Annotated in this window: 14 protein-coding genes, 9 tRNA genes and 4 rRNA genes (1 of these 27 cut by a window edge); all 27 read left to right on the top strand. The window is 41.6% G+C overall.

Going from position 1 to position 21096, the window contains the following annotated elements; genetic code table 11:
* Nucleotides 1-178 precede the first annotated feature (178 nt).
* A complete protein-coding gene (locus tag ABC346_RS03575) occupies nt 179-919 on the top strand; it encodes a VWA domain-containing protein (protein ID WP_413233564.1) in 741 nt (246 codons plus the stop codon).
* Nucleotides 882-1814: a serine/threonine protein kinase gene (locus ABC346_RS03570; RefSeq protein ID WP_413233563.1), complete on the top strand. Its 933-nt coding sequence runs from the start codon at nt 882-884 to the stop codon at nt 1812-1814. The genes ABC346_RS03575 and ABC346_RS03570 overlap by 38 nt, the downstream gene beginning before the upstream one ends.
* Nucleotides 1815-1873: 59 nt before the next feature.
* Nucleotides 1874-3274 carry a tRNA lysidine(34) synthetase TilS gene (gene tilS, locus ABC346_RS03565; RefSeq protein ID WP_413233562.1) on the top strand — a complete coding sequence of 467 codons (1401 nt, stop codon included), beginning with the start codon at nt 1874-1876 and terminating at the stop codon, nt 3272-3274.
* Nucleotides 3275-3285: 11 nt separating this feature from the next.
* The gene (gene hpt, locus ABC346_RS03560) at nt 3286-3840 is read left to right on the top strand and encodes a hypoxanthine phosphoribosyltransferase (protein WP_413233561.1); all 555 of its coding nucleotides are present in this window, start codon (nt 3286-3288) and stop codon (nt 3838-3840) included.
* Between the two features lie 177 nt (nt 3841-4017).
* A complete protein-coding gene (ftsH, locus tag ABC346_RS03555) occupies nt 4018-6051 on the top strand; it encodes an ATP-dependent zinc metalloprotease FtsH (RefSeq protein WP_413233560.1) in 2034 nt (677 codons plus the stop codon).
* 143 nt (nt 6052-6194) lie between these two features.
* A complete protein-coding gene (locus tag ABC346_RS03550) occupies nt 6195-6962 on the top strand; it encodes a type III pantothenate kinase (protein ID WP_413233559.1) in 768 nt (255 codons plus the stop codon).
* A gap of 22 nt (nt 6963-6984) precedes the next feature.
* Nucleotides 6985-7854 (top strand): Hsp33 family molecular chaperone HslO, encoded by an 870-nt coding sequence (hslO, locus tag ABC346_RS03545; RefSeq protein WP_413233558.1) that lies wholly within the window; start codon nt 6985-6987, stop codon nt 7852-7854.
* Between the two features lie 24 nt (nt 7855-7878).
* A complete protein-coding gene (locus ABC346_RS03540) occupies nt 7879-8790 on the top strand; it encodes a peptidylprolyl isomerase (protein ID WP_413233557.1) in 912 nt (303 codons plus the stop codon).
* Between the two features lie 98 nt (nt 8791-8888).
* The gene (gene cysK / locus ABC346_RS03535) at nt 8889-9815 is read left to right on the top strand and encodes a cysteine synthase A (protein ID WP_413233556.1); all 927 of its coding nucleotides are present in this window, start codon (nt 8889-8891) and stop codon (nt 9813-9815) included.
* 133 nt (nt 9816-9948) lie between these two features.
* Entirely contained in the window at nt 9949-10770 is an 822-nt protein-coding gene (folP, locus tag ABC346_RS03530; RefSeq protein ID WP_413233555.1) for a dihydropteroate synthase, read from the top strand.
* 1 nt (nt 10771) lies between these two features.
* The gene (gene folB, locus ABC346_RS03525; protein WP_413233554.1) at nt 10772-11137 is read left to right on the top strand and encodes a dihydroneopterin aldolase; all 366 of its coding nucleotides are present in this window, start codon (nt 10772-10774) and stop codon (nt 11135-11137) included.
* A complete protein-coding gene (gene folK / locus ABC346_RS03520) occupies nt 11134-11646 on the top strand; it encodes a 2-amino-4-hydroxy-6-hydroxymethyldihydropteridine diphosphokinase (protein ID WP_413233553.1) in 513 nt (170 codons plus the stop codon). Before folB ends, folK begins: the two co-directional genes overlap by 4 nt.
* Complete coding sequence (locus ABC346_RS03515; RefSeq protein ID WP_413233552.1) at nt 11616-11831, top strand: helix-turn-helix domain-containing protein; 216 nt, start codon at nt 11616-11618, stop codon at nt 11829-11831. Before folK ends, ABC346_RS03515 begins: the two co-directional genes overlap by 31 nt.
* Nucleotides 11832-12112: 281 nt before the next feature.
* A complete protein-coding gene (gene lysS, locus ABC346_RS03510) occupies nt 12113-13615 on the top strand; it encodes a lysine--tRNA ligase (RefSeq protein WP_413236503.1) in 1503 nt (500 codons plus the stop codon).
* Between the two features lie 442 nt (nt 13616-14057).
* Nucleotides 14058-15621 (top strand): 16S ribosomal RNA (locus ABC346_RS03505).
* A gap of 273 nt (nt 15622-15894) precedes the next feature.
* Nucleotides 15895-18816: ribosomal RNA gene (locus ABC346_RS03500) — 23S ribosomal RNA — on the top strand.
* Between the two features lie 281 nt (nt 18817-19097).
* Nucleotides 19098-19213, top strand: a 5S ribosomal RNA gene (rrf, locus tag ABC346_RS03495).
* Between the two features lie 5 nt (nt 19214-19218).
* A tRNA-Val gene (locus tag ABC346_RS03490) sits at nt 19219-19294 on the top strand.
* A 1-nt stretch (nt 19295) separates the two neighbouring features.
* Nucleotides 19296-19371, top strand: a tRNA-Thr gene (locus ABC346_RS03485).
* Nucleotides 19372-19419: 48 nt separating this feature from the next.
* A tRNA-Lys gene (locus ABC346_RS03480) sits at nt 19420-19495 on the top strand.
* Nucleotides 19496-19498: 3 nt separating this feature from the next.
* Nucleotides 19499-19583, top strand: a tRNA-Leu gene (locus ABC346_RS03475).
* A 16-nt stretch (nt 19584-19599) separates the two neighbouring features.
* Nucleotides 19600-19674 (top strand) — tRNA-Gly (locus tag ABC346_RS03470).
* Between the two features lie 5 nt (nt 19675-19679).
* Nucleotides 19680-19768 (top strand) — tRNA-Leu (locus tag ABC346_RS03465).
* A gap of 3 nt (nt 19769-19771) precedes the next feature.
* Nucleotides 19772-19848, top strand: a tRNA-Arg gene (locus ABC346_RS03460).
* Between the two features lies 1 nt (nt 19849).
* Nucleotides 19850-19926 (top strand) — tRNA-Pro (locus tag ABC346_RS03455).
* Between the two features lie 14 nt (nt 19927-19940).
* A tRNA-Ala gene (locus ABC346_RS03450) sits at nt 19941-20016 on the top strand.
* A 202-nt stretch (nt 20017-20218) separates the two neighbouring features.
* Nucleotides 20219-21096, top strand: a 16S ribosomal RNA gene (locus ABC346_RS03445); it runs 686 nt beyond the window's last position.
* Together the 16S, 23S and 5S rRNA genes with 9 tRNA genes alongside form the textbook arrangement of a ribosomal RNA operon.

Below are 21096 nucleotides of genomic sequence, written 5' to 3'. Positions count from 1 at the left end.
AGACTTATTCAGGTTGTTACCGTCTATTAAACAAATATACTATTTGAATTGGTCTAGCGATGAATTTTTACTGCGGTAAATTGTACAAGGATAGTTAACCTCCCTTACCACGAATAAATGTATAGTTTTTGTTGTACTTGGCGAAGATGGTAGTGGAAAAAAGAGGGAGGTTAGGGCATTGAAAAGCGGTACACTTAAACAAATTTTATTATTAACAGATGGATGCTCGAATAAAGGTGAAGATCCATCGGCAGTTGCAGCTATAGCTAGTCAACAAGGAATCACGGTAAATGTTATTGGTATTTTAGATGATGATCAATCAGAAAGTCCAGATGGTCTTCAAGAGGTAGAGGATATTGCACTTTCTGGAGGTGGTGTTAGTCAAATTGTCTATAGCGAAAACCTATCGCAAACCGTACAGATGGTTACACGCCAAGCAATGACGCAAACGTTACAAGGTTTTGTGAATAAGGAGCTTCGCCAAATATTAGGTGATCAACAATCCATGGAAGACTTAGACCCTGAGAAACGCGGGGAAATTATGGAAGTTGTAGAAGACTTAGGTGAAACAAGTGATCTAGAAGTGGTAGTTTTAGTAGATACAAGTGCAAGTATGCGAGATAAATTACAGACGGTGAAGGAAGCATTAATGGATCTTTCCATTAGTTTAAATTCACGCGTTGGTAGAAATCGATTTTGTATATACAGTTTTCCTGGAAAAAGAAAAGAGATTGATCTAATCCTGGATTGGTCTCCAAAACTAGACTCTATATCAAGTGTATTCCCGAAGTTATCCAGTGGAGGTATTACTCCAACTGGTCCGGCTATTCGTGCAGCAATGTATCAGTTTAGTAAGAAAAACTTGCTAAGGAGTTTAAGGCATGAAGATGAATACGGCATCGAAGAATCCGGTTATTAATTTACGACCTCAGCAACAAATCAGAGGAAAGTGGCATCACAAAAGCTATACCGTTATTCGCAGACTTGGTGCGGGAGCAATTGGAAGCGTATATCTATGTGACTATCTTGGAAAACCAGTAGCTTTGAAAATAAGTGAAAAGGGTTCTTCGATGACAGTAGAAGTTAATGTATTAAAGTCATTGGAAAAGGTCCAAGGATATCGCCTTGGGCCTTCTTTGTTGGACGTAGACGACTGGATGGCAACAAACGGTCGAATATATTCATTCTATGTAATGGAATATATCAAAGGAGAATCTCTTAGCAGTTTTGTTCGTGCGAAAGGAAAAGCGTGGATTGGTGTATTTATGTTACAGTTGCTCGAGGATTTAGAGAAGTTACATGAGTCAGGCTGGGTGTTTGGTGACTTGAAAACAGATAATTTAATGGTATCATCTAAGCCTCCTCGGGTACGTTGGGTAGATGTCGGTGGAACGACAAAGGTAGGAAGATCAATAAAAGAATATACAGAGTTTTATGATCGTGGATATTGGGGTATGGGTACAAGAAAGGCAGAGCCGAGCTATGATCTTTTTGCATTAGCGATGGTATTTTTAAATATATATTATCCACGGCGCTTTGATCGGGTAAAAGATTCTTCCGAAAAACTGTTAATGAAAAAGCTTGATCAAGTAAGCGACTTAACTCCTTATCGTCCTCTGTTGCAAAAGGCGATTCGAGGTAAATATACAACGAGCACTGCTATGAAAAAAGATCTTTTATCACTGATGCAACAGAAACAAAAACGAAAGCATTATCATCAACGAAGTAAAAAAACTTCAAACTATTTACTTGTTGAGTCCATTAGTATAGGTTGTATTGCCACGGTCTATTATTTGCTGTCTCTACTTTTATAGGAAAAAGAGGTATGATAGGATAAAGACATTATTTTATTGAAGCGGTGGGTAAAAATTCGATGAAACAATCTATTCTTTCCTTTATTCAGAAACATCAATTACTACAAGAAGACGCAACAATTATCGTTGGAGTATCAGGTGGGGCTGATTCGATGGCACTACTGCATTTCCTTAAAGATTTACAAAAACAATGGAATTTGGAGATTATAGCGCTAACTATTGATCATCAATTGCGTGGTGAAGATTCAGCAGCCGATCAAAAATTTGTAGAACAATGGTGTCTTCAGTCAGGTATAAAATGTATCACTCATCAAGTTGATGTAAGTAAATATCAGCATCAGTACCAGATTAGTGAAGAGCTCGCAGCTCGTAGATTAAGATATGAACTTTATGCTGCAGAGATGAAGAAACAAGATGCTGACTATCTTGCACTAGGACATCATGGAGATGACCAGGTAGAAACCTTGTTTATGCGGTTAACGCGTGTGGCAACTTCAAATGCTTTTGAAGGTATTCCGGTAAAGCGTTCTTTTGCAACTGGCCAACTTATTCGTCCTTTTCTATGTGTAAACAAACAAATGATTTTACATTATGTGCAGGAAAATGAAATTCCTTTTCGTGAAGACCAAACGAATAAAGATAATAAATATACAAGGAATTACTATCGTAACGAGGTTATCCCGCTTCTTACAAAGAATAATGAGCGCCTATTTGTAACAGCACAACGATTGAGCGAAACGTTAGGGGAAGATGAAAAATATTTGGCTACTCAAGCAAGAAAAATGGTTGAAGAGGTAATTGAATGGGATACAAATTCCACTAAAATTAGTTTCGTTAATCAGGCATTTATAGAACGCCCCCACGCTTTACAAAGACGTGCCTATCATCTAATATTAAACTATCTGTATGATACATTACCTAAGAATTTATCTTATATTCATGAAGAGAAATTTTTTGCATTAATAGAACGACAAGAGGGTAATACTTATATAGATTTCCCTTTATCATTACGTGTAGAAAATTCCTATGGCAAAATTCATATATATTTTTCAAATCAAATTCCTCGTCATTTTGAATTTCACTTTCCGTTGCAAGTCCCAGATCAAGTGGAATTGCCAGATGGTGCTCGGATTACTTCTGAGTTGGTTGATGCTGTAGCAGACAAAATTAACCGCAATAATATTATTATTCCAATTGATTCTGTAGCATTGCCATTACATATACGAACACGAAGACCAGGTGATAAAATGACATGGGATGGTTTAAAAGGTACGAAAAAATTAAAAGATATTTGGATTGACGCAAAAATCCCAACAAATGAAAGGGATAGGTGGCCCATCGTTACAGATGATAATGATAAGATTATCTGGTTAATAGGGCTTAGAAAAGCGTTTGGTTCTGATCACGTTTGCCAGAGTGGAGAACAGATAAAACTTAGCTATCATAAAGGGAATATTTAGGAGGATGAATCATGCTTCAAGACAACATACATGGTGATATTCAAGACATCTTAATAACAGAAGAACAAATTCAGGAAAAATGCAAAGAACTCGGAGCAGCTCTTTCCAAAGAATATGATGGTAAGTTCCCGCTTGCTATTGGTGTGCTAAAAGGTGCTATGCCTTTTATGTCGGATATTCTTCGTTACGCAGAGATTCATTTAGAAATGGATTTTATGGACGTTTCTAGTTATGATGGCGGCACGACTTCAACTGGTGAAGTGAAAATCTTAAAAGATTTAAACACGAAAGTGGAAGGTAGAGATTTAATAATAGTTGAGGATATCATAGATAGTGGCTTAACGTTAAGTTACTTAGTGGACTTATTTAAATATCGTAAAGCAAATTCCATAAAAATAGTGACATTATTAGATAAGCCGTCTGGAAGAAACGCAGCGATAAAAGCTGATATGGTAGGGTTTGAAGTTCCTGATGAATTTGTAGTTGGATATGGACTAGATTACGCTGAAAAATATCGGAATTTACCATATATCGGTATACTTAAACCAGAAGTATATGGTGGATAATAAATTTGATTAATGTGAAACAGGTTGGATAAAATAAATAAGATATAATTTTCTTTTTATATAATCTAAGAAAGTATTGGAAAAATTTAATCTAAAAAAGGTTATATCATTTGTATTAAAACTTTTTCGTATGATACGATGAACTATAGTTTTTCCCCATCTGGGAGGAGGTAGGCAATGAGTCAGGTATTTCGTAATGCCTTATTCTGGTTACTCATATTCTTTGTGATTATTGGAGTTATTGGAGTAATTAACAATCAAGGCGAAGAAAGAGAACAGTATGATGTAGAGCAATTTATAAGTGCTTTAAATAATGGCGAAATCGAAGAACTTGTATTTCAGCCATCACATGGAATTATTCGTCTAACAGGGACATTAACTGATGGAGAGACAGAATTTATTGCTCAAGTTCCTGATAATAATGAACTTGTGTCACAAATTACTAGTACCGCTAGAGAACAAAGTCAATTAACCGTTGAGGAAGAAGAACAGCCAAGTCCATGGCTTACATTCCTAACAGGAATTATTCCGTTCTTATTAATCGGTTTATTCTTCTTATTTATACTTAGTCAAGCACAAGGAGGCGGCGGTGGCGGCCGTGTAATGAACTTCGGTAAGAGTAAAGCAAAAATGTACTCTGAAGATAAGAAAAAAGTTCGCTTTAAAGATGTCGCAGGTGCTGATGAAGAAAAACAAGAGCTTGTTGAAGTAGTTGAATTCTTAAAAGATCCACGTAAATTCTCACAAGTAGGTGCGCGCATACCAAAAGGGGTACTTCTAGTTGGACCTCCTGGTACTGGTAAAACGTTACTTGCTCGTGCAGTTGCTGGAGAAGCTGGGACACCGTTCTTCTCTATTAGTGGTTCGGATTTTGTGGAAATGTTTGTTGGGGTCGGTGCTTCTCGTGTACGTGACCTATTTGAAAATGCGAAAAAGAATGCTCCATGTATTATCTTCATCGATGAAATCGATGCTGTAGGGCGTCAACGTGGTGCAGGTCTTGGTGGTGGTCACGATGAACGTGAACAAACCCTTAACCAATTACTTGTTGAGATGGACGGATTTGGAGCGAATGAAGGTATTATCATTATTGCAGCTACAAACCGTGCAGATATTTTAGACCCTGCATTATTGCGTCCAGGACGTTTTGACAGACAAATTATGGTTGATCGACCTGATGTGAAAGGCCGTGAAGCTGTACTAGGTGTACATGCACAAAACAAACCATTAGATGCGAGTGTAGATTTAAAAACAATCGCAATGCGTACTCCAGGTTTCTCTGGTGCAGATCTAGAGAACTTGCTTAACGAAGCAGCTCTTATTGCGGCGCGTGATGATCGTAAGAAAATCAATCAGTTAGATATTGATGAAGCAATTGACCGAGTTATTGCTGGGCCAGCTAAGAAGAGCCGAGTTATCTCTAAAAAAGAACGAAATATTGTTGCATATCATGAGAGTGGTCATACAGTAATAGGTATGGTTCTGGATGATGCGGATGTTGTGCATAAAGTTACGATTGTTCCACGTGGTCAAGCTGGTGGTTATGCTGTAATGCTACCTCGTGAAGATCGTTATTTCATGACAAAACCAGAGCTCTTTGACAAGATTACTGGGTTACTCGGTGGACGAGTCGCAGAAGAAATTATCTTTGGCGAAGTGAGTACGGGAGCATCCAATGACTTCCAACGTGCTACCAATATCGCTCATAAGATGATTACAGAATATGGTATGAGTGACAAAATCGGACCATTGCAATTTAGCAGTGGTGGTGGAGGGAACGTCTTCTTAGGACGTGACATCCAAAATGAACAGACTTATTCCGATGCAATAGCACATGAAATTGATAAAGAAATGCAGTCATTTATCAATCACTGCTATGATCGTGCGAAAACAATCCTTACTGAGAACAAAGATAAGCTAGAATTGATTGCCAAGACCTTATTAGAGGTTGAAACTTTAGACGCAAAACAAATTAAATCTTTATTTGAAGAAGGAATATTACCAGAACCAGATGAAGAATCAGATGAATTGAAGGTAAATATTAATTCTAAAGAAGATGAAGATAAAAAAGGTATTTCCTATGAAGAAGCAAAACAGAAGCTTGAAGAAGAAGAAAAATCGGACAGAGAATCAGAATCATTAGATTCCGACAAATCTTCCAATGATGAAACGCAGAATGACGCTTCAGAGGATCAAAATCCTAAAAATTAATTCATGAGAAGTAGCCTAAAAAGGGCTGCTTCTTTTTTTATGTGTACATCAGCAATTATCAATGTAAGCTTTGAGCTTTTCTTATATTTCCTAAAGTATGTTATATTAAAGAACAGATAAGATAAGGAAGGTAGGCTCAACAGATGCTATTTGTACTTGATGTAGGAAATACGAATACCGTTTTAGGTGTGTTTGATCAAGGTGAATTAACCCATCATTGGAGAATTAAAACCGATCGTTACAAAACAGAAGATGAATTTGGAATGCTAATTCATTCTCTTTTTCAACATAAAGGATTAACATTTGAAGATATTAAGGGCGTCATCATATCCTCGGTTGTTCCACCTATTTTATTTGCTTTAGAGAAAATGAGTAGAGATTATTTTCATATAGATGCCATTGTAATTGGAAAAACGTCTTATCAAACGTTTTTAAAGATGAATTACCCTAATCCTCAAGAAATTGGTGCAGATAGAATTGTAAATGCTGTAGCAGCTACAGAAGAATACGGTGCACCGCTAATTATTATTGATTTTGGAACAGCAACTACGTATTGCTATATCGACGAGGATACTGCATATGCCGGAGGAATTATTACACCAGGGATTAATATCTCAATGGAAGCCCTATATAGTAAGGCTTCTAAATTACCAAAAATTGAAATTCAAAAGCCAGAAACTGTGATTGGTTCTACAACGGTAGATGCCATGACATCTGGAGTGTTTTATGGATATATTGGACAAGTAGATGGTTTGGTAGAGCGAATCAAAAACGAGAAAGGTACAAATCCAACTGTTATTGCTACGGGAGGACTGGCTAAATTAATTGCGCATGAATCTGCAACCATTGATATCGTAGAGCCTTATTTGACGTTAAAAGGATTGCATTTGATCTATCAAAAAAATAATTAGTAGAAAAAGGAGAGATTTCCCAATGAAGGATTACTTAATAAAAGCGACAGCGAATGATGGGAAAATTAGAGCGTATGCTGTTCAATCCACAAGTACGGTAGAAGAAGCGAGAAGAAGACAAGATACGTTTGCAACTGCATCAGCAGCTCTTGGCAGGACCATAACAATTACATCAATGATGGGTGCTATGCTTAAAGGTGATGACTCTATCACAACAAAAGTGATGGGTAATGGTCCACTTGGAGCAATTGTTGCGGACGCGGATGCGGATGGGCATGTTCGTGGATATGTTACGAATCCGCATGTAGATTTCGAATTAAATAAAAAAGGCAAACTGGATGTAGCACGAGCGGTTGGTACAGAAGGAAATATTAGTGTTATTAAAGATTTAGGATTAAAGGATTTTTTCACAGGAGAAACACCGATCGTTTCTGGTGAGATTAGTGAAGACTTTACGTATTACTATGCTACTTCAGAACAAATACCATCAGCTGTTGGTGCAGGGGTTTTGGTAAATCCAGACCATACTATTTTAGCTGCTGGAGGTTTTATCGTTCAAGTAATGCCAGGTGCTGAAGAAGAGGTAATTAATGAATTAGAAGATCAAATTCAAGCTCTCCCTGCGATATCTTCGTTAATTCGTGAAGGAAAAACTCCGGAAGAAATACTTACCCAACTATTTGGAGAAGAACAATTAACCATTCATGAAAAAATGCCAATTGAATTTCGTTGTAAATGCTCCAAAGATCGTCTTGCTCAAGCAATTATTGGTTTAGGAAATGATGAAATTCAGGCGATGATTAATGAAGATCATGGTGCGGAGGCTACTTGTCATTTTTGTAATGAAAAGTATCATTTTACGGAGGAAGAATTAGAAAACCTTAAACAGTAGAGAGAAGAAAGGGAGTTACACCTCATGTCAAAAAAATTGTTGCTCGGAATCGTTGTGGTACTATTGATTACGAATATTGCAACTCTACTGTTTGTGGGAGATGGCAATGATTCAGAAGTAGTGTCGGACGGTGAGGGAGAGAAAGAGATTAATCGTAATGAAGCAGTCGCAACTGTAGCCGGCGAAGAAATATCCTACGATGAATGGATGACAGATTTAAGAAACATGCAAGGGCAAAAATACTTGAAACAGATGGTTGATAAAGAAGTCGTTAATACTTTAGCAGAGCAAGAAGGTGTCGAAGTAAGCGAAAAAATCATCGACAGGGAAGTTTCGTTCTTATATACCATGCAAGGAATATTAACGGAAGAGGATGCTGAAGAAGAGGAAGAAAGATGGAGAGAAGAAATCAAATACCGTTATCAATTGGAACAGCTATTAACCAAAGATATTGAGATTCCTGATGATGAAATAAAATCATATTATGATACATATGGTAATCAGTATGATTTTTCATCTTCCGTTAAGCTTTCGCATATTTTAGTAGAAGATATGGAAACAGCTGAACAGGTATACCAAGAATTAGAAGATGGAGCTTCTTTTAAATTATTAGCTAGAGAATATAGTATTGATGACGAAACAAGACAAAATGGCGGCTATATGGGGACTATTTACACATCAAGTCAATTTCTATTGGATAGTTATGAAACACAAGCTGCAAATATGGAAAATCACACATACAGTGAACCTTTTCAAGCCGAAAATGGTGTAGCAATCATGTATTTGCATCGTAAACTCCCAGCGATTGAATTTACTTATGAGGAAGTACAACCATATGTGCGTAGTGAGATTGCCATGCATGAAGAAGGACTGACGTTAGAAGCAGACCGATTATGGGAAGAAGTAGAGATCGATTGGATTTACGAAAATGAATAATCTTAAATTATCAGACAAATTAGTTGACATTTTAGGATAAAGGAACTACATTAGATGTAAATCTTATAAAATCACTTGGAATTAGAGGAGGAAGTCAGATGAAGGTCTCTGATAATATTACAGGTTTAATCGGTGGAACGCCTATTGTTAAATTACACAATGTTACCGATGATGATAGTGCGGATGTATACGTAAAGTTAGAATTTATGAATCCTGGTAGCTCTGTTAAAGATCGTATTGCTATTGCGATGATAGAAGCAGCTGAACAAGGCGGAAATTTAAAAGAAGGCGACACCATTATTGAGCCGACTAGTGGTAATACTGGTATTGGTCTTGCGATGGTAGCAGCTGCGAAAGGTTACCGTGCTGTTTTAGTAATGCCAGATACCATGAGTCAGGAACGTAGAAACCTACTTCGTGCCTATGGTGCTGAACTAGTCTTAACACCTGGAGCTGAAGGGATGAAAGGTGCGATTGGGAAAGCGGTGGAGTTACAGAAAGAGAATGATTACTTTATGCCGCAACAATTTAGCAACCCTGCTAATCCTGATATACATGAAAAAACGACGGGTAAAGAAATTGTGGAACAGATGAAAGAAGGTCTTGATGGGTTTGTATCCGGTATTGGAACAGGTGGAACAATTACGGGTGCAGGTAAGGTACTAAAAAACCACTTTGAAGATATTAAATTATACGCAGTGGAACCAGCTGATTCTCCAGTACTTTCAGGTGGATCACCAGGACCTCATAAAATACAAGGAATCGGAGCTGGCTTTAAACCTGATGTGTTAGACACGGCAATTTATGATGAAGTTTTAACCATTGGTAATGAGGAAGCATATGAAGCAGCTAGAAAAGTTGCAACGACCAATGGAATATTGGGTGGTATTTCCTCAGGCGCAGCGGTTGCTGCGGCAGTTAAGGTAGCGAAAAAATTAGGTAAAGGCAAGAAAGTACTTGCTATTTTACCAGATAATGGTGAACGTTACTTATCAACACCGTTATATCAATTTGATGAAGAGTAAATAAATAAGGAGGGCCGGCCAAAATAGGTCGGCTCTTTTTTTGTTTAGGTAGTTTAAGGTAGTCCTTCCGTTCTGCGATTAGTTATTGTAGGATGAAAGAATAGATTATGTAAGAAAAGAGGTAGGGGATAAGTTGAATATTCGAACGAAGAAACGTATTTTAAATGTATCTGAACGAACGCATATAATGGGAATACTAAATGTAACTCCGGACTCCTTTTCAGATGGAGGAAATTATTCAACTGTAGATCAAGCTGTGAACCAAGCTTTGGAATTAGAAAAACAGGGAGCAGATATTATCGATATAGGAGGGGAATCAACACGACCAGGTTACACTCCAATATCTGCTGAAGAAGAATTAAATCGAATTCTTCCTGTTATTCATTCCCTTAAAGACAAATTAAGCATTCCAATATCTGTTGATACCTTTAAATCAGAGACGGCTCAAAAAGTGTTAGAGGCAGGAGCGGATATTATTAATGATATATGGGGTGCCAAAAAAGATCCAGATATGGCCAAGGTTGTAGCGGAATATAACGTTCCAATTATTTTAATGCACAATCGCAATGAAGAAAACTATATAGATTTTATGGAAGATGTAAAATCCGATTTATTAGAAAGCATTCAAATTGCTAAAGATGCAGGGATCACCGATGATAATATCATTCTTGACCCTGGTGTTGGATTTGCTAAAAGCATGGAACAGAACATGGAAGTAGTAAGGGAGTTACACCAATTAGTTGACTTAGGGTATCCAATACTTTTAGCAACCTCACGAAAAAGGTTTATTGGGCATGTACTAGATGTTCCGGCAGATCAACGTGATGTTGGTACATCTGCTACTACAGTCATCGGAGTGCAACAAGGGGCTCATCTGGTACGAGTGCATAATGTACATATTAATGCTGAAGCTGCTAAGGTTGCGGATGCTATCTATGGAAAAAGGAGTCTTTAAAATGGATAAAATCATAATAAAACAAATGCAGTTTTATGGTTATCACGGACTTTTTCCAGAAGAAAATAAATTAGGCCAACGGTTTAATGTAGATCTCGAATTACATGTACCTTTAGATAAGGCGGGAAAATTCGATGATATGAATGAGTCCATCCATTATGGACAAGCTTATGAAACGGTGAAAAAGGTAGTCGAAGGTCAACCGTTTAAATTAATTGAAGCAGTAGCTGAAGAAATCTCTAAAGAACTCTTTGCCTCCTTTCCATTATTGAATGCGTGTATAGTAAAAGTAGTCAAACCAGACCCACCCATTCCAGGACATTATAAATCTGTCGCTGTAGAAATATATAGGGAGAGGATACGATGAATGAAGCTTATGTAGCCTTAGGAACTAATATCGAACCACGTGAAAATTATATTAACAAAGGACTACAATTATTGGATGATCACCCAAACATAACCATTCAGAAAAAGTCATCTATATATGAGACGGCTCCTGTAGGTTACGCAGCACAATCTGACTTTTTAAATATGGTAGTACAAGTAACAACGAGTTTATCTGCAAATGAATTATTAGATGCATGTCAACGGATAGAAGAGGAGTTAGGAAGAGAGAGAACGATTCGATTTGGTCCTCGTACAATCGACCTTGACATTTTGACGTATAATCAAGAAAATAGTACAGTAGAAAGATTGATGTTGCCGCATCCTAGAATGCATGAACGCGCATTTGTTTTGATACCACTTCAAGAAATTGCACCAGGCTATACGATACCTGTAAAGAACAAAACAGTGGACTCTTACATCAATGAACTTCCTGAGACAGATAAAAAGGATGTAAAAAAATGGATAAAAAGCGAATCGGAAGAAGAATAAAAGCTTTTCGTAAGCTAAAAGGATACACACAAATACAATTTGCTCAAGAAATGGAGATTTCCACTTCAAAACTAGGGAATATTGAACGTGGTACACAACAACCTTCCGATCAACTATTAGATGAGATTGCTGAAAAACTATCCATTTCAAAACAAGAGCTCGTACTAGAAGAGCATAGCAACTGACCCATTAAGGATGACATTACTGTTCCGAATTTGTTTTTGCAATACAGTGGCTATTATGGAATGAGAAGCATTTATTTTAGTGCCGGAAGTGTCCGAGAGAAGGCAAAGAATAGAAACGCAAGTAGAATTAATGGATATATTATATGGATGGTTGATCAATAACATTCGAGCGTTGAGTTTTTTAGAGTAATGAAATATGGTAGTTGATCACCAACAGTTGAGATGTTTTCTTTTAAAACTTGTTAGGTGAATCATCATTGTGGATACGCTATACTTATTTTATGAGAATTGGAGTGATAGAAGTGTCAGAAGAATTGAATGAACATATGCAGGTTCGGAGAGATAAATTAACGGAACATATGGAAAAAGGATTGGATCCATTTGGTGGTAAATTTGAACGTACTCACTTGGCTACAGATCTTATTGATAAATATGATTCGTATTCAAAAGAAGAGTTAGAGGAATTAACAGATGAAGTTACCATTGCTGGAAGGTTAATGACAAAGCGTGGAAAAGGAAAAGCTGGATTTGCTCATATTCAAGATTTAAGTGGTCAAATTCAATTATATGTACGTAAAGATATGATCGGTGACGATGCTTATGAAGTATTTAAGTCTACAGATTTAGGGGATATTGTTGGCATAACAGGAGTTATGTTTAAAACAAATGTAGGCGAAATCTCTGTTAAAGCAAAAGAATTTCAGTTGTTAACAAAATCTCTACGACCATTACCTGAAAAGTATCATGGATTGAAAGATATCGAACAGCGCTATCGTCAACGCTATCTTGACCTAATTACAAACCCAGGCAGTAGAGAAACATTTGTATCTCGAAGTAAAATCATTCAATCGATGAGAGAGTATTTAAACGGACAGGGATTTTTAGAAGTTGAAACACCGATGATGCATAGTATCCCTGGTGGAGCTTCCGCACGACCATTTATTACACACCATAACGCTTTAGATATTGAACTATACATGCGAATAGCTATTGAATTGCATCTAAAACGATTAATGGTTGGCGGATTAGAAAAAGTTTATGAAATAGGACGTGTATTCCGTAATGAGGGCGTGTCTACAAGACATAATCCTGAATTCACTATGATAGAACTATATGAAGCGTATGCTGATTATCATGATATTATGGAACTTACCGAGAACCTCGTTGCTCATATCGCCAAACAAGTACATGGTTCTACGACTATTGCTTACGGTGAACACGAAATTAATTTAGAACCAAAATGGACAAGATTGCATATCGTAGATGCTGTTAAAGATGCTACAGGTGTGGACTTTTGGAATGAATTTTCAGATGAGCAAGCACGTGCAGTTGCCAAAGAACACGGCGTACAAGTAACGGATTCAATGAGTTATGGTCATGTTGTAAATGAATTTTTTGAACAAAAAGTAGAAGAGACTCTTATTCAACCTACGTTTATATATGGGCATCCAGTGGAAATTTCTCCACTAGCGAAGAAAAATAAAGAAGACGAACGATTCACAGATCGCTTTGAGTTGTTTATAGTAGGAAGAGAACATGCCAATGCGTTTAGTGAATTAAATGATCCAATTGATCAACGTGCTCGTTTTGAGGTTCAAGTAAAAGAAAGAGCCGCAGGAAATGATGAAGCACATTATATGGATGAGGATTTCTTAGAAGCGCTAGAATATGGTATGCCACCTACTGGCGGACTCGGTATAGGTGTAGACCGTTTAGTAATGTTACTTACAAACTCTCCGTCTATTCGCGATGTATTACTATTCCCGCAAATGCGTACAAAGTAACTTGATATTGAATAAACCCTTACCAAAACAAGGTTTTGGTAAGGGTTTTTCTTTGTTTAAAATCCTATTATATTGGGAATACATAAGTATGTATTTCTTAATGCGGAATAGCCTAAATTATAGAAATATTAATCAATCCAAAATTTCTTTTGAAAAGTGCTTGATTTCGTTTTGGAATCATGATAAATTAAATATCGTTGCGTTAACAAAGCGCATCAACAAAGCACATCAAAACAAACTTGAATAAAAAAAGTTAAAATAAATTGTTGACACTGACAATCAGATGTGTTAAATTAATAAAGTCGCCAATTTGAGTTAGCGACACTGAAATTGCTCTTTGAAAACTGAACAAAACAACCAGTACGAAAGAAGAAAAACACCTCGTTTTTCTTTAAAAGAAATGAAGTCAGAAGTTGACTTCTGAAGCACAAGAAACACAACTTTTATGGAGAGTTTGATCTTGGCTCAGGACGAACGCTGGCGGCGTGCCTAATACATGCAAGTCGAGCGCAGGAAGTTATCTGATCCTTTTCGGAGGTGACGATAATGGAATGAGCGGCGGACGGGTGAGTAACACGTAGGCAACCTGCCTGTAAGACTGGGATAACTCGTGGAAACGCGAGCTAATACCGGATAACACTTTTCATCTCCTGATGAGAAGTTGAAAGGCGGCTTTTGCTGTCACTTACAGATGGGCCTGCGGCGCATTAGCTAGTTGGTAAGGTAACGGCTTACCAAGGCGACGATGCGTAGCCGACCTGAGAGGGTGATCGGCCACACTGGGACTGAGACACGGCCCAGACTCCTACGGGAGGCAGCAGTAGGGAATCTTCCGCAATGGACGAAAGTCTGACGGAGCAACGCCGCGTGAGTGATGAAGGTTTTCGGATCGTAAAACTCTGTTGTTAGGGAAGAACAAGTGCCATAGTAACTGATGGCACCTTGACGGTACCTAACCAGAAAGCCACGGCTAACTACGTGCCAGCAGCCGCGGTAATACGTAGGTGGCAAGCGTTGTCCGGAATTATTGGGCGTAAAGCGCTCGCAGGCGGTTCTTTAAGTCTGATGTGAAATCTTACGGCTCAACCGTAAACGTGCATTGGAAACTGGAGGACTTGAGTGCAGAAGAGGAGAGTGGAATTCCACGTGTAGCGGTGAAATGCGTAGAGATGTGGAGGAACACCAGTGGCGAAGGCGACTCTCTGGTCTGTAACTGACGCTGAGGAGCGAAAGCGTGGGGAGCGAACAGGATTAGATACCCTGGTAGTCCACGCCGTAAACGATGAGTGCTAGGTGTTAGGGGGTTTCCGCCCCTTAGTGCTGAAGTTAACGCATTAAGCACTCCGCCTGGGGAGTACGGCCGCAAGGCTGAAACTCAAAAGAATTGACGGGGGCCCGCACAAGCGGTGGAGCATGTGGTTTAATTCGAAGCAACGCGAAGAACCTTACCAGGTCTTGACATCCTCTGAACACTCTAGAGATAGAGTTTTCCCTTCGGGGACAGAGTGACAGGTGGTGCATGGTTGTCGTCAGCTCGTGTCGTGAGATGTTGGGTTAAGTCCCGCAACGAGCGCAACCCTTGATCTTAGTTGCCAGCATTTAGTTGGGCACTCTAAGGTGACTGCCGGTGACAAACCGGAGGAAGGTGGGGATGACGTCAAATCATCATGCCCCTTATGACCTGGGCTACACACGTGCTACAATGGATGGAACAAAGGGAAGCGAACCCGTGAGGTCAAGCAAATCCCACAAAACCATTCTCAGTTCGGATTGTAGGCTGCAACTCGCCTACATGAAGCCGGAATCGCTAGTAATCGCGGATCAGCATGCCGCGGTGAATACGTTCCCGGGCCTTGTACACACCGCCCGTCACACCACGAGAGTTGGTAACACCCGAAGTCGGTGAGGTAACCTTTTGGAGCCAGCCGCCGAAGGTGGGACTAATGATTGGGGTGAAGTCGTAACAAGGTAGCCGTATCGGAAGGTGCGGCTGGATCACCTCCTTTCTAAGGATTATTACGGAATCGTACTTGGTTGTTTGGTTCAGTTTTGAGAGAGCAATCTCTCGAAATAATGAACTTCTGTTAAGAACGTCACGTCCATGTGACAACACAGAAGCCACCACATCCGTGTGGAAGTTTGTACCTTGAAAACTAAATAAGAGTAACAACGACATCAAACAAAAAGATGAAGCAACTATTAAATTAGAAGCTGAATCTATTTAATGTTTTTTTGAAACAAGGCTATTAAATTAGCACGCTTATTTACTGAAATAACTTAGTTAAGTGAATAAGGGCGCACGGTGGATGCCTTGGCACTAGGAGCTGAAGAAGGACGGGACTAACACCGATATGCCTCGGGGAGTTGTAAGTAAACTTTGATCCGGGGATTTCCGAATGGGGAAACCCACTGTTCGTAATGGAGCAGTACCTATACCTCAATACATAGGGTATAGGGAGCAGACCCGGGGAACTGAAACATCTCAGTACCTGGAGGAAGAGAAAGAAACCTCGATTTCCTGAGTAGCGGCGAGCGAAACGGAAAGAGCCCAAACCAGAAAGCTTGCTTTCTGGGGTTGTAGGACACTCCTTTGGAGTTACAAAGAAATTCTTTAAATGAATCGATCTGGAAAGGTCAGCCGAAGAAGGTAACAGCCCTGTAATTGAAAAGGAATTTCCTCCGGAGTGTATCCTGAGTACGGCGGAACACGTGGAATTCCGTCGGAATCCGGGAGGACCATCTCCCAAGGCTAAATACTCCCTAGTGACCGATAGTGAACCAGTACCGTGAGGGAAAGGTGAAAAGCACCCCGGAAGGGGAGTGAAATAGAACCTGAAACCGTGTGCCTACAAGTAGTCGAAGCCCGTTAATGGGTGACGGCGTACCTTTTGTAGAATGGACCGGCGAGTTACGATCTCATGCAAGGTTAAGTGGAAGACACGGAGCCGCAGCGAAAGCGAGTCTGAATAGGGCGAATATAGTATGTGGTCGTAGACCCGAAACCGTGTGATCTACCCATGTCCAGGGTGAAGGTCAGGTAACACTGACTGGAGGCCCGAACCCACGTATGTTGAAAAATGCGGGGATGAGGTGTGGGTAGGGGTGAAATGCCAATCGAACACGGAGATAGCTGGTTCTCTCCGAAATAGCTTTAGGGCTAGCCTCAAGATGATGAGTACTGGAGGTAGAGCACTGATTGGACTAGGGGCCCCTACCGGGTTACCGAATTCAGTCAAACTCCGAATGCCAGTTACTTAAACTTGGGAGTCAGACTATGGGTGATAAGGTTCATAGTCGAAAGGGAAACAGCCCAGACCGCCAGCTAAGGTCCCAAAGTATACGTTAAGTGGAAAAGGATGTGGAGTTGCCCAGACAACCAGGATGTTGGCTTAGAAGCAGCCACCATTTAAAGAGTGCGTAATAGCTCACTGGTCGAGTGACTCTGCGCCGAAAATGTACCGGGGCTAAACGTATCACCGAAGCTGCGGATTGTTCTTACGAACAATGGTAGGAGAGCGTTCTAAGTGCTGTGAAGTCAGACCGTGAGGACTGGTGGAGCGCTTAGAAGTGAGAATGCCGGTATGAGTAGCGAAAAAAGAGTGAGAATCTCTTTCACCGAATGCCTAAGGTTTCCTGAGGAAGGCTCGTCCTCTCAGGGTTAGTCGGGACCTAAGCCGAGGCCGACAGGCGTAGGCGATGGACAACAGGTAGATATTCCTGTACCACCTCATGATTGTTTGAGCGATGGGGGGACGCAGTAGGATAAGGAATGCGCACCGATGGACGTGTGCGCCCAAGCAGTGAGAAAGTCAGATAGGCAAATCCGTCTGGCAATTTCAAGCTGTGATGGGGAGGGAAATTGAGTACCGAAGTTCCGGATTTCACACTGCCAAGAAAAGCCTCTAGTTAGATCATAGGTGCCCGTACCGCAAACCGACACAGGTAGGCGAGGAGAGAATCCTAAGGTGAGCGGGAGAACTCTCGTTAAGGAACTCGGCAAAATGACCCCGTAACTTCGGGAGAAGGGGTGCTCCTTCATAGGAGGAGCCGCAGTGAATAGGCCCAAGCGACTGTTTAGCAAAAACACAGGTCTCTGCGAAGCCGAAAGGCGAAGTATAGGGGCTGACACCTGCCCGGTGCTGGAAGGTTAAGGGGACGAGTTAGCTCTTCGGAGCGAAGCTTTGAACCGAAGCCCCAGTAAACGGCGGCCGTAACTATAACGGTCCTAAGGTAGCGAAATTCCTTGTCGGGTAAGTTCCGACCCGCACGAAAGGTGCAACGACTTGGGCACTGTCTCAACGAGAGACCCGGTGAAATTATACTATGCGTGAAGATGCGCATTACCCGCGACAGGACGGAAAGACCCCGTGGAGCTTTACTGTAGCCTGATATTGAATGTTTGTGCAGCTTGTACAGGATAGGTGGGAGCCTTTGAAACGTGAGCGCTAGCTTACGTGGAGGCACCCGTGGGATACCACCCTCGCTGTATGAACATTCTAACCCAGGACCGTGATCCGGTTCGGAGACAGTGTCAGGCGGGCAGTTTGACTGGGGCGGTCGCCTCCCAAAGAGTAACGGAGGCGCCCAAAGGTTCCCTCAGAATGGTTGGAAATCATTCGTAGAGTGTAAAGGCAGAAGGGAGCTTGACTGCGAGACCTACAAGTCGAGCAGGGACGAAAGTCGGGCTTAGTGATCCGGTGGTTCCGCATGGAAGGGCCATCGCTCAACGGATAAAAGCTACCCCGGGGATAACAGGCTTATCTCCCCCAAGAGTTCACATCGACGGGGAGGTTTGGCACCTCGATGTCGGCTCATCGCATCCTGGGGCTGTAGTCGGTCCCAAGGGTTGGGCTGTTCGCCCATTAAAGCGGTACGCGAGCTGGGTTCAGAACGTCGTGAGACAGTTCGGTCCCTATCCGTCGTGGGCGTTGGAAGTTTGAGAGGAGCTGTCCTTAGTACGAGAGGACCGGGATGGACACACCGCTGGTGTACCAGTTGTTCCGCCAGGAGCATGGCTGGGTAGCTACGTGTGGAAAGGATAAGTGCTGAAAGCATCTAAGCATGAAGCCCCCCTCAAGATGAAACTTCCCATCACTTCGAGTGAGTAAGATCCCTCAGAGACGATGAGGTTGATAGGTCCGAGGTGGAAGCGTGGTGACACGTGCAGCTGACGGATACTAATTGATCGAGGACTTATCTAAGTATATAAAGCGACAGGATCTGTACATCAACGTACAGACTGGACGTTCTCTGAATGAGATAAAGGAAATACAAAGAGTCGTTAGACGATTTGATATTGACTTATCGTAAGGAAGAGAAGGAAGTCTGCTAGTTGATAGAGACTGGAGCTAGAATAGAATGATGTCACGTTACTCTTATTTAGTTTTTAGGGTACAATCCTAAAAAAGTGTTGCATTTTGTCTAAGAAATGCATATAATATAACTTGTCCTTATTTTTTTTGGACTACATATTACACGAAAGTCTGGTAGCGATAGCGAAGAGGCCACACCTGTTCCCATGCCGAACACAGAAGTTAAGCTCTTCAGCGCCGATGGTAGTTGGGGCTTTGCCCCTGCAAGAGTAGGACGCCGCCAGGCAGTTCGGAGGATTAGCTCAGCTGGGAGAGCACCTGCCTTACAAGCAGGGGGTCGCAGGTTCGAGCCCTGCATCCTCCACCACGCCGGCCTAGCTCAACTGGTAGAGCAACTGACTTGTAATCAGTAGGTTGGGGGTTCAAGTCCTCTGGCCGGCACCACTTTTTTAAACAGAATATTAATGAATGGTGAATATATTCAAGTTGTACGAGCCATTAGCTCAGTCGGTAGAGCATCTGACTTTTAATCAGAGGGTCGAAGGTTCGAATCCTTCATGGCTCACCATTTGCGGGTGTGGCGGAATTGGCAGACGCGCTAGACTTAGGATCTAGTGTCTTCGGACGTGGGGGTTCAAGTCCCTCCACCCGCACCATTAAAAATATGCCAATGCGGAAGTAGTTCAGTGGTAGAACACCACCTTGCCAAGGTGGGGGTCGCGGGTTCGAATCCCGTCTTCCGCTCCAACCCTGCCGGGGTGGCGGAACTGGCAGACGCACAGGACTTAAAATCCTGCGGTAGGTGACTACCGTACCGGTTCGATTCCGGTCCTCGGCACCATTCGCGCCTGTAGCTCAATTGGATAGAGCGTTTGACTACGGATCAAGAGGTTAGGGGTTCGACTCCTCTCAGGCGCGCCATCGGGAAGTAGCTCAGCTTGGTAGAGCACTTGGTTTGGGACCAAGGGGTCGCAGGTTCGAATCCTGTCTTCCCGACCATGATTTTTAAATAAGGGGCCTTAGCTCAGCTGGGAGAGCGCCTGCCTTGCACGCAGGAGGTCAGCGGTTCGATCCCGCTAGGCTCCACCATTTCTATCAAAAAACTTTTTAAAAAGTGTTGACAAGATTTGGGAGAAATGATATATTTATAAAGTCGCTTTTTTGAGAGCGACACTGAAATTGCTCTTTGAAAACTGAACAAAACAACCAGTACGAAAGAAGAAAAACACCTCGTTTTTCTTAAAAAGAAATGAAGTCAGAAGTTGACTTCTGAAGCACAAGAAACACAACTTTTATGGAGAGTTTGATCTTGGCTCAGGACGAACGCTGGCGGCGTGCCTAATACATGCAAGTCGAGCGCAGGAAGTTATCTGATCCTTTTCGGAGGTGACGATAATGGAATGAGCGGCGGACGGGTGAGTAACACGTAGGCAACCTGCCTGTAAGACTGGGATAACTCGTGGAAACGCGAGCTAATACCGGATAACACTTTTCATCTCCTGATGAGAAGTTGAAAGGCGGCTTTTGCTGTCACTTACAGATGGGCCTGCGGCGCATTAGCTAGTTGGTAAGGTAACGGCTTACCAAGGCGACGATGCGTAGCCGACCTGAGAGGGTGATCGGCCACACTGGGACTGAGACACGGCCCAGACTCCTACGGGAGGCAGCAGTAGGGAATCTTCCGCAATGGACGAAAGTCTGACGGAGCAACGCCGCGTGAGTGATGAAGGTTTTCGGATCGTAAAACTCTGTTGTTAGGGAAGAACAAGTGCCATAGTAACTGATGGCACCTTGACGGTACCTAACCAGAAAGCCACGGCTAACTACGTGCCAGCAGCCGCGGTAATACGTAGGTGGCAAGCGTTGTCCGGAATTATTGGGCGTAAAGCGCTCGCAGGCGGTTCTTTAAGTCTGATGTGAAATCTTACGGCTCAACCGTAAACGTGCATTGGAAACTGGAGGACTTGAGTGCAGAAGAGGAGAGTGGAATTCCACGTGTAGCGGTGAAATGCGTAGAGATGTGGAGGAACACCAGTGGCGAAGGCGACTCTCTGGTCTGTAACTGACGCTGAGGAGCGAAAGCGTGGGGAGCGAACAGGATTAGATACCCTGGTAGTCCACGCCGTAAACGATGAGTGCTAGGTGTTAGGGGGTTTCCGCCCCTTAGTG

Origin of the sequence: Oceanobacillus phoenicis, from assembly GCF_047238145.1 — a bacterium.
Taxonomy (GTDB): Bacteria; Bacillota; Bacilli; order Bacillales; family Amphibacillaceae; genus Oceanobacillus.
This window is presented reverse-complemented; position numbering and strand designations above follow the sequence as displayed.

Excerpts from the sequence above, each read along its gene's own strand:
- lysS (WP_413236503.1), top strand. The coding sequence starts at position 12,113 with ATGAGAATTGGAGTGATAGAAGTGTCAGAAGAATTGAATGAACATATG.
- ABC346_RS03515 (WP_413233552.1), top strand. The coding sequence starts at position 11,616 with ATGGATAAAAAGCGAATCGGAAGAAGAATAAAAGCTTTTCGTAAGCTA.
- cysK (WP_413233556.1), top strand. The coding sequence starts at position 8,889 with ATGAAGGTCTCTGATAATATTACAGGTTTAATCGGTGGAACGCCTATT.
- folB (WP_413233554.1), top strand. The coding sequence starts at position 10,772 with ATGGATAAAATCATAATAAAACAAATGCAGTTTTATGGTTATCACGGA.
- ABC346_RS03540 (WP_413233557.1), top strand. The coding sequence starts at position 7,879 with ATGTCAAAAAAATTGTTGCTCGGAATCGTTGTGGTACTATTGATTACG.
- hpt (WP_413233561.1), top strand. The coding sequence starts at position 3,286 with ATGCTTCAAGACAACATACATGGTGATATTCAAGACATCTTAATAACA.
- ABC346_RS03550 (WP_413233559.1), top strand. The coding sequence starts at position 6,195 with ATGCTATTTGTACTTGATGTAGGAAATACGAATACCGTTTTAGGTGTG.
- ABC346_RS03570 (WP_413233563.1), top strand. The coding sequence starts at position 882 with ATGAAGATGAATACGGCATCGAAGAATCCGGTTATTAATTTACGACCT.
- folK (WP_413233553.1), top strand. The coding sequence starts at position 11,134 with ATGAATGAAGCTTATGTAGCCTTAGGAACTAATATCGAACCACGTGAA.
- tilS (WP_413233562.1), top strand. The coding sequence starts at position 1,874 with ATGAAACAATCTATTCTTTCCTTTATTCAGAAACATCAATTACTACAA.
- hslO (WP_413233558.1), top strand. The coding sequence starts at position 6,985 with ATGAAGGATTACTTAATAAAAGCGACAGCGAATGATGGGAAAATTAGA.
- ftsH (WP_413233560.1), top strand. The coding sequence starts at position 4,018 with ATGAGTCAGGTATTTCGTAATGCCTTATTCTGGTTACTCATATTCTTT.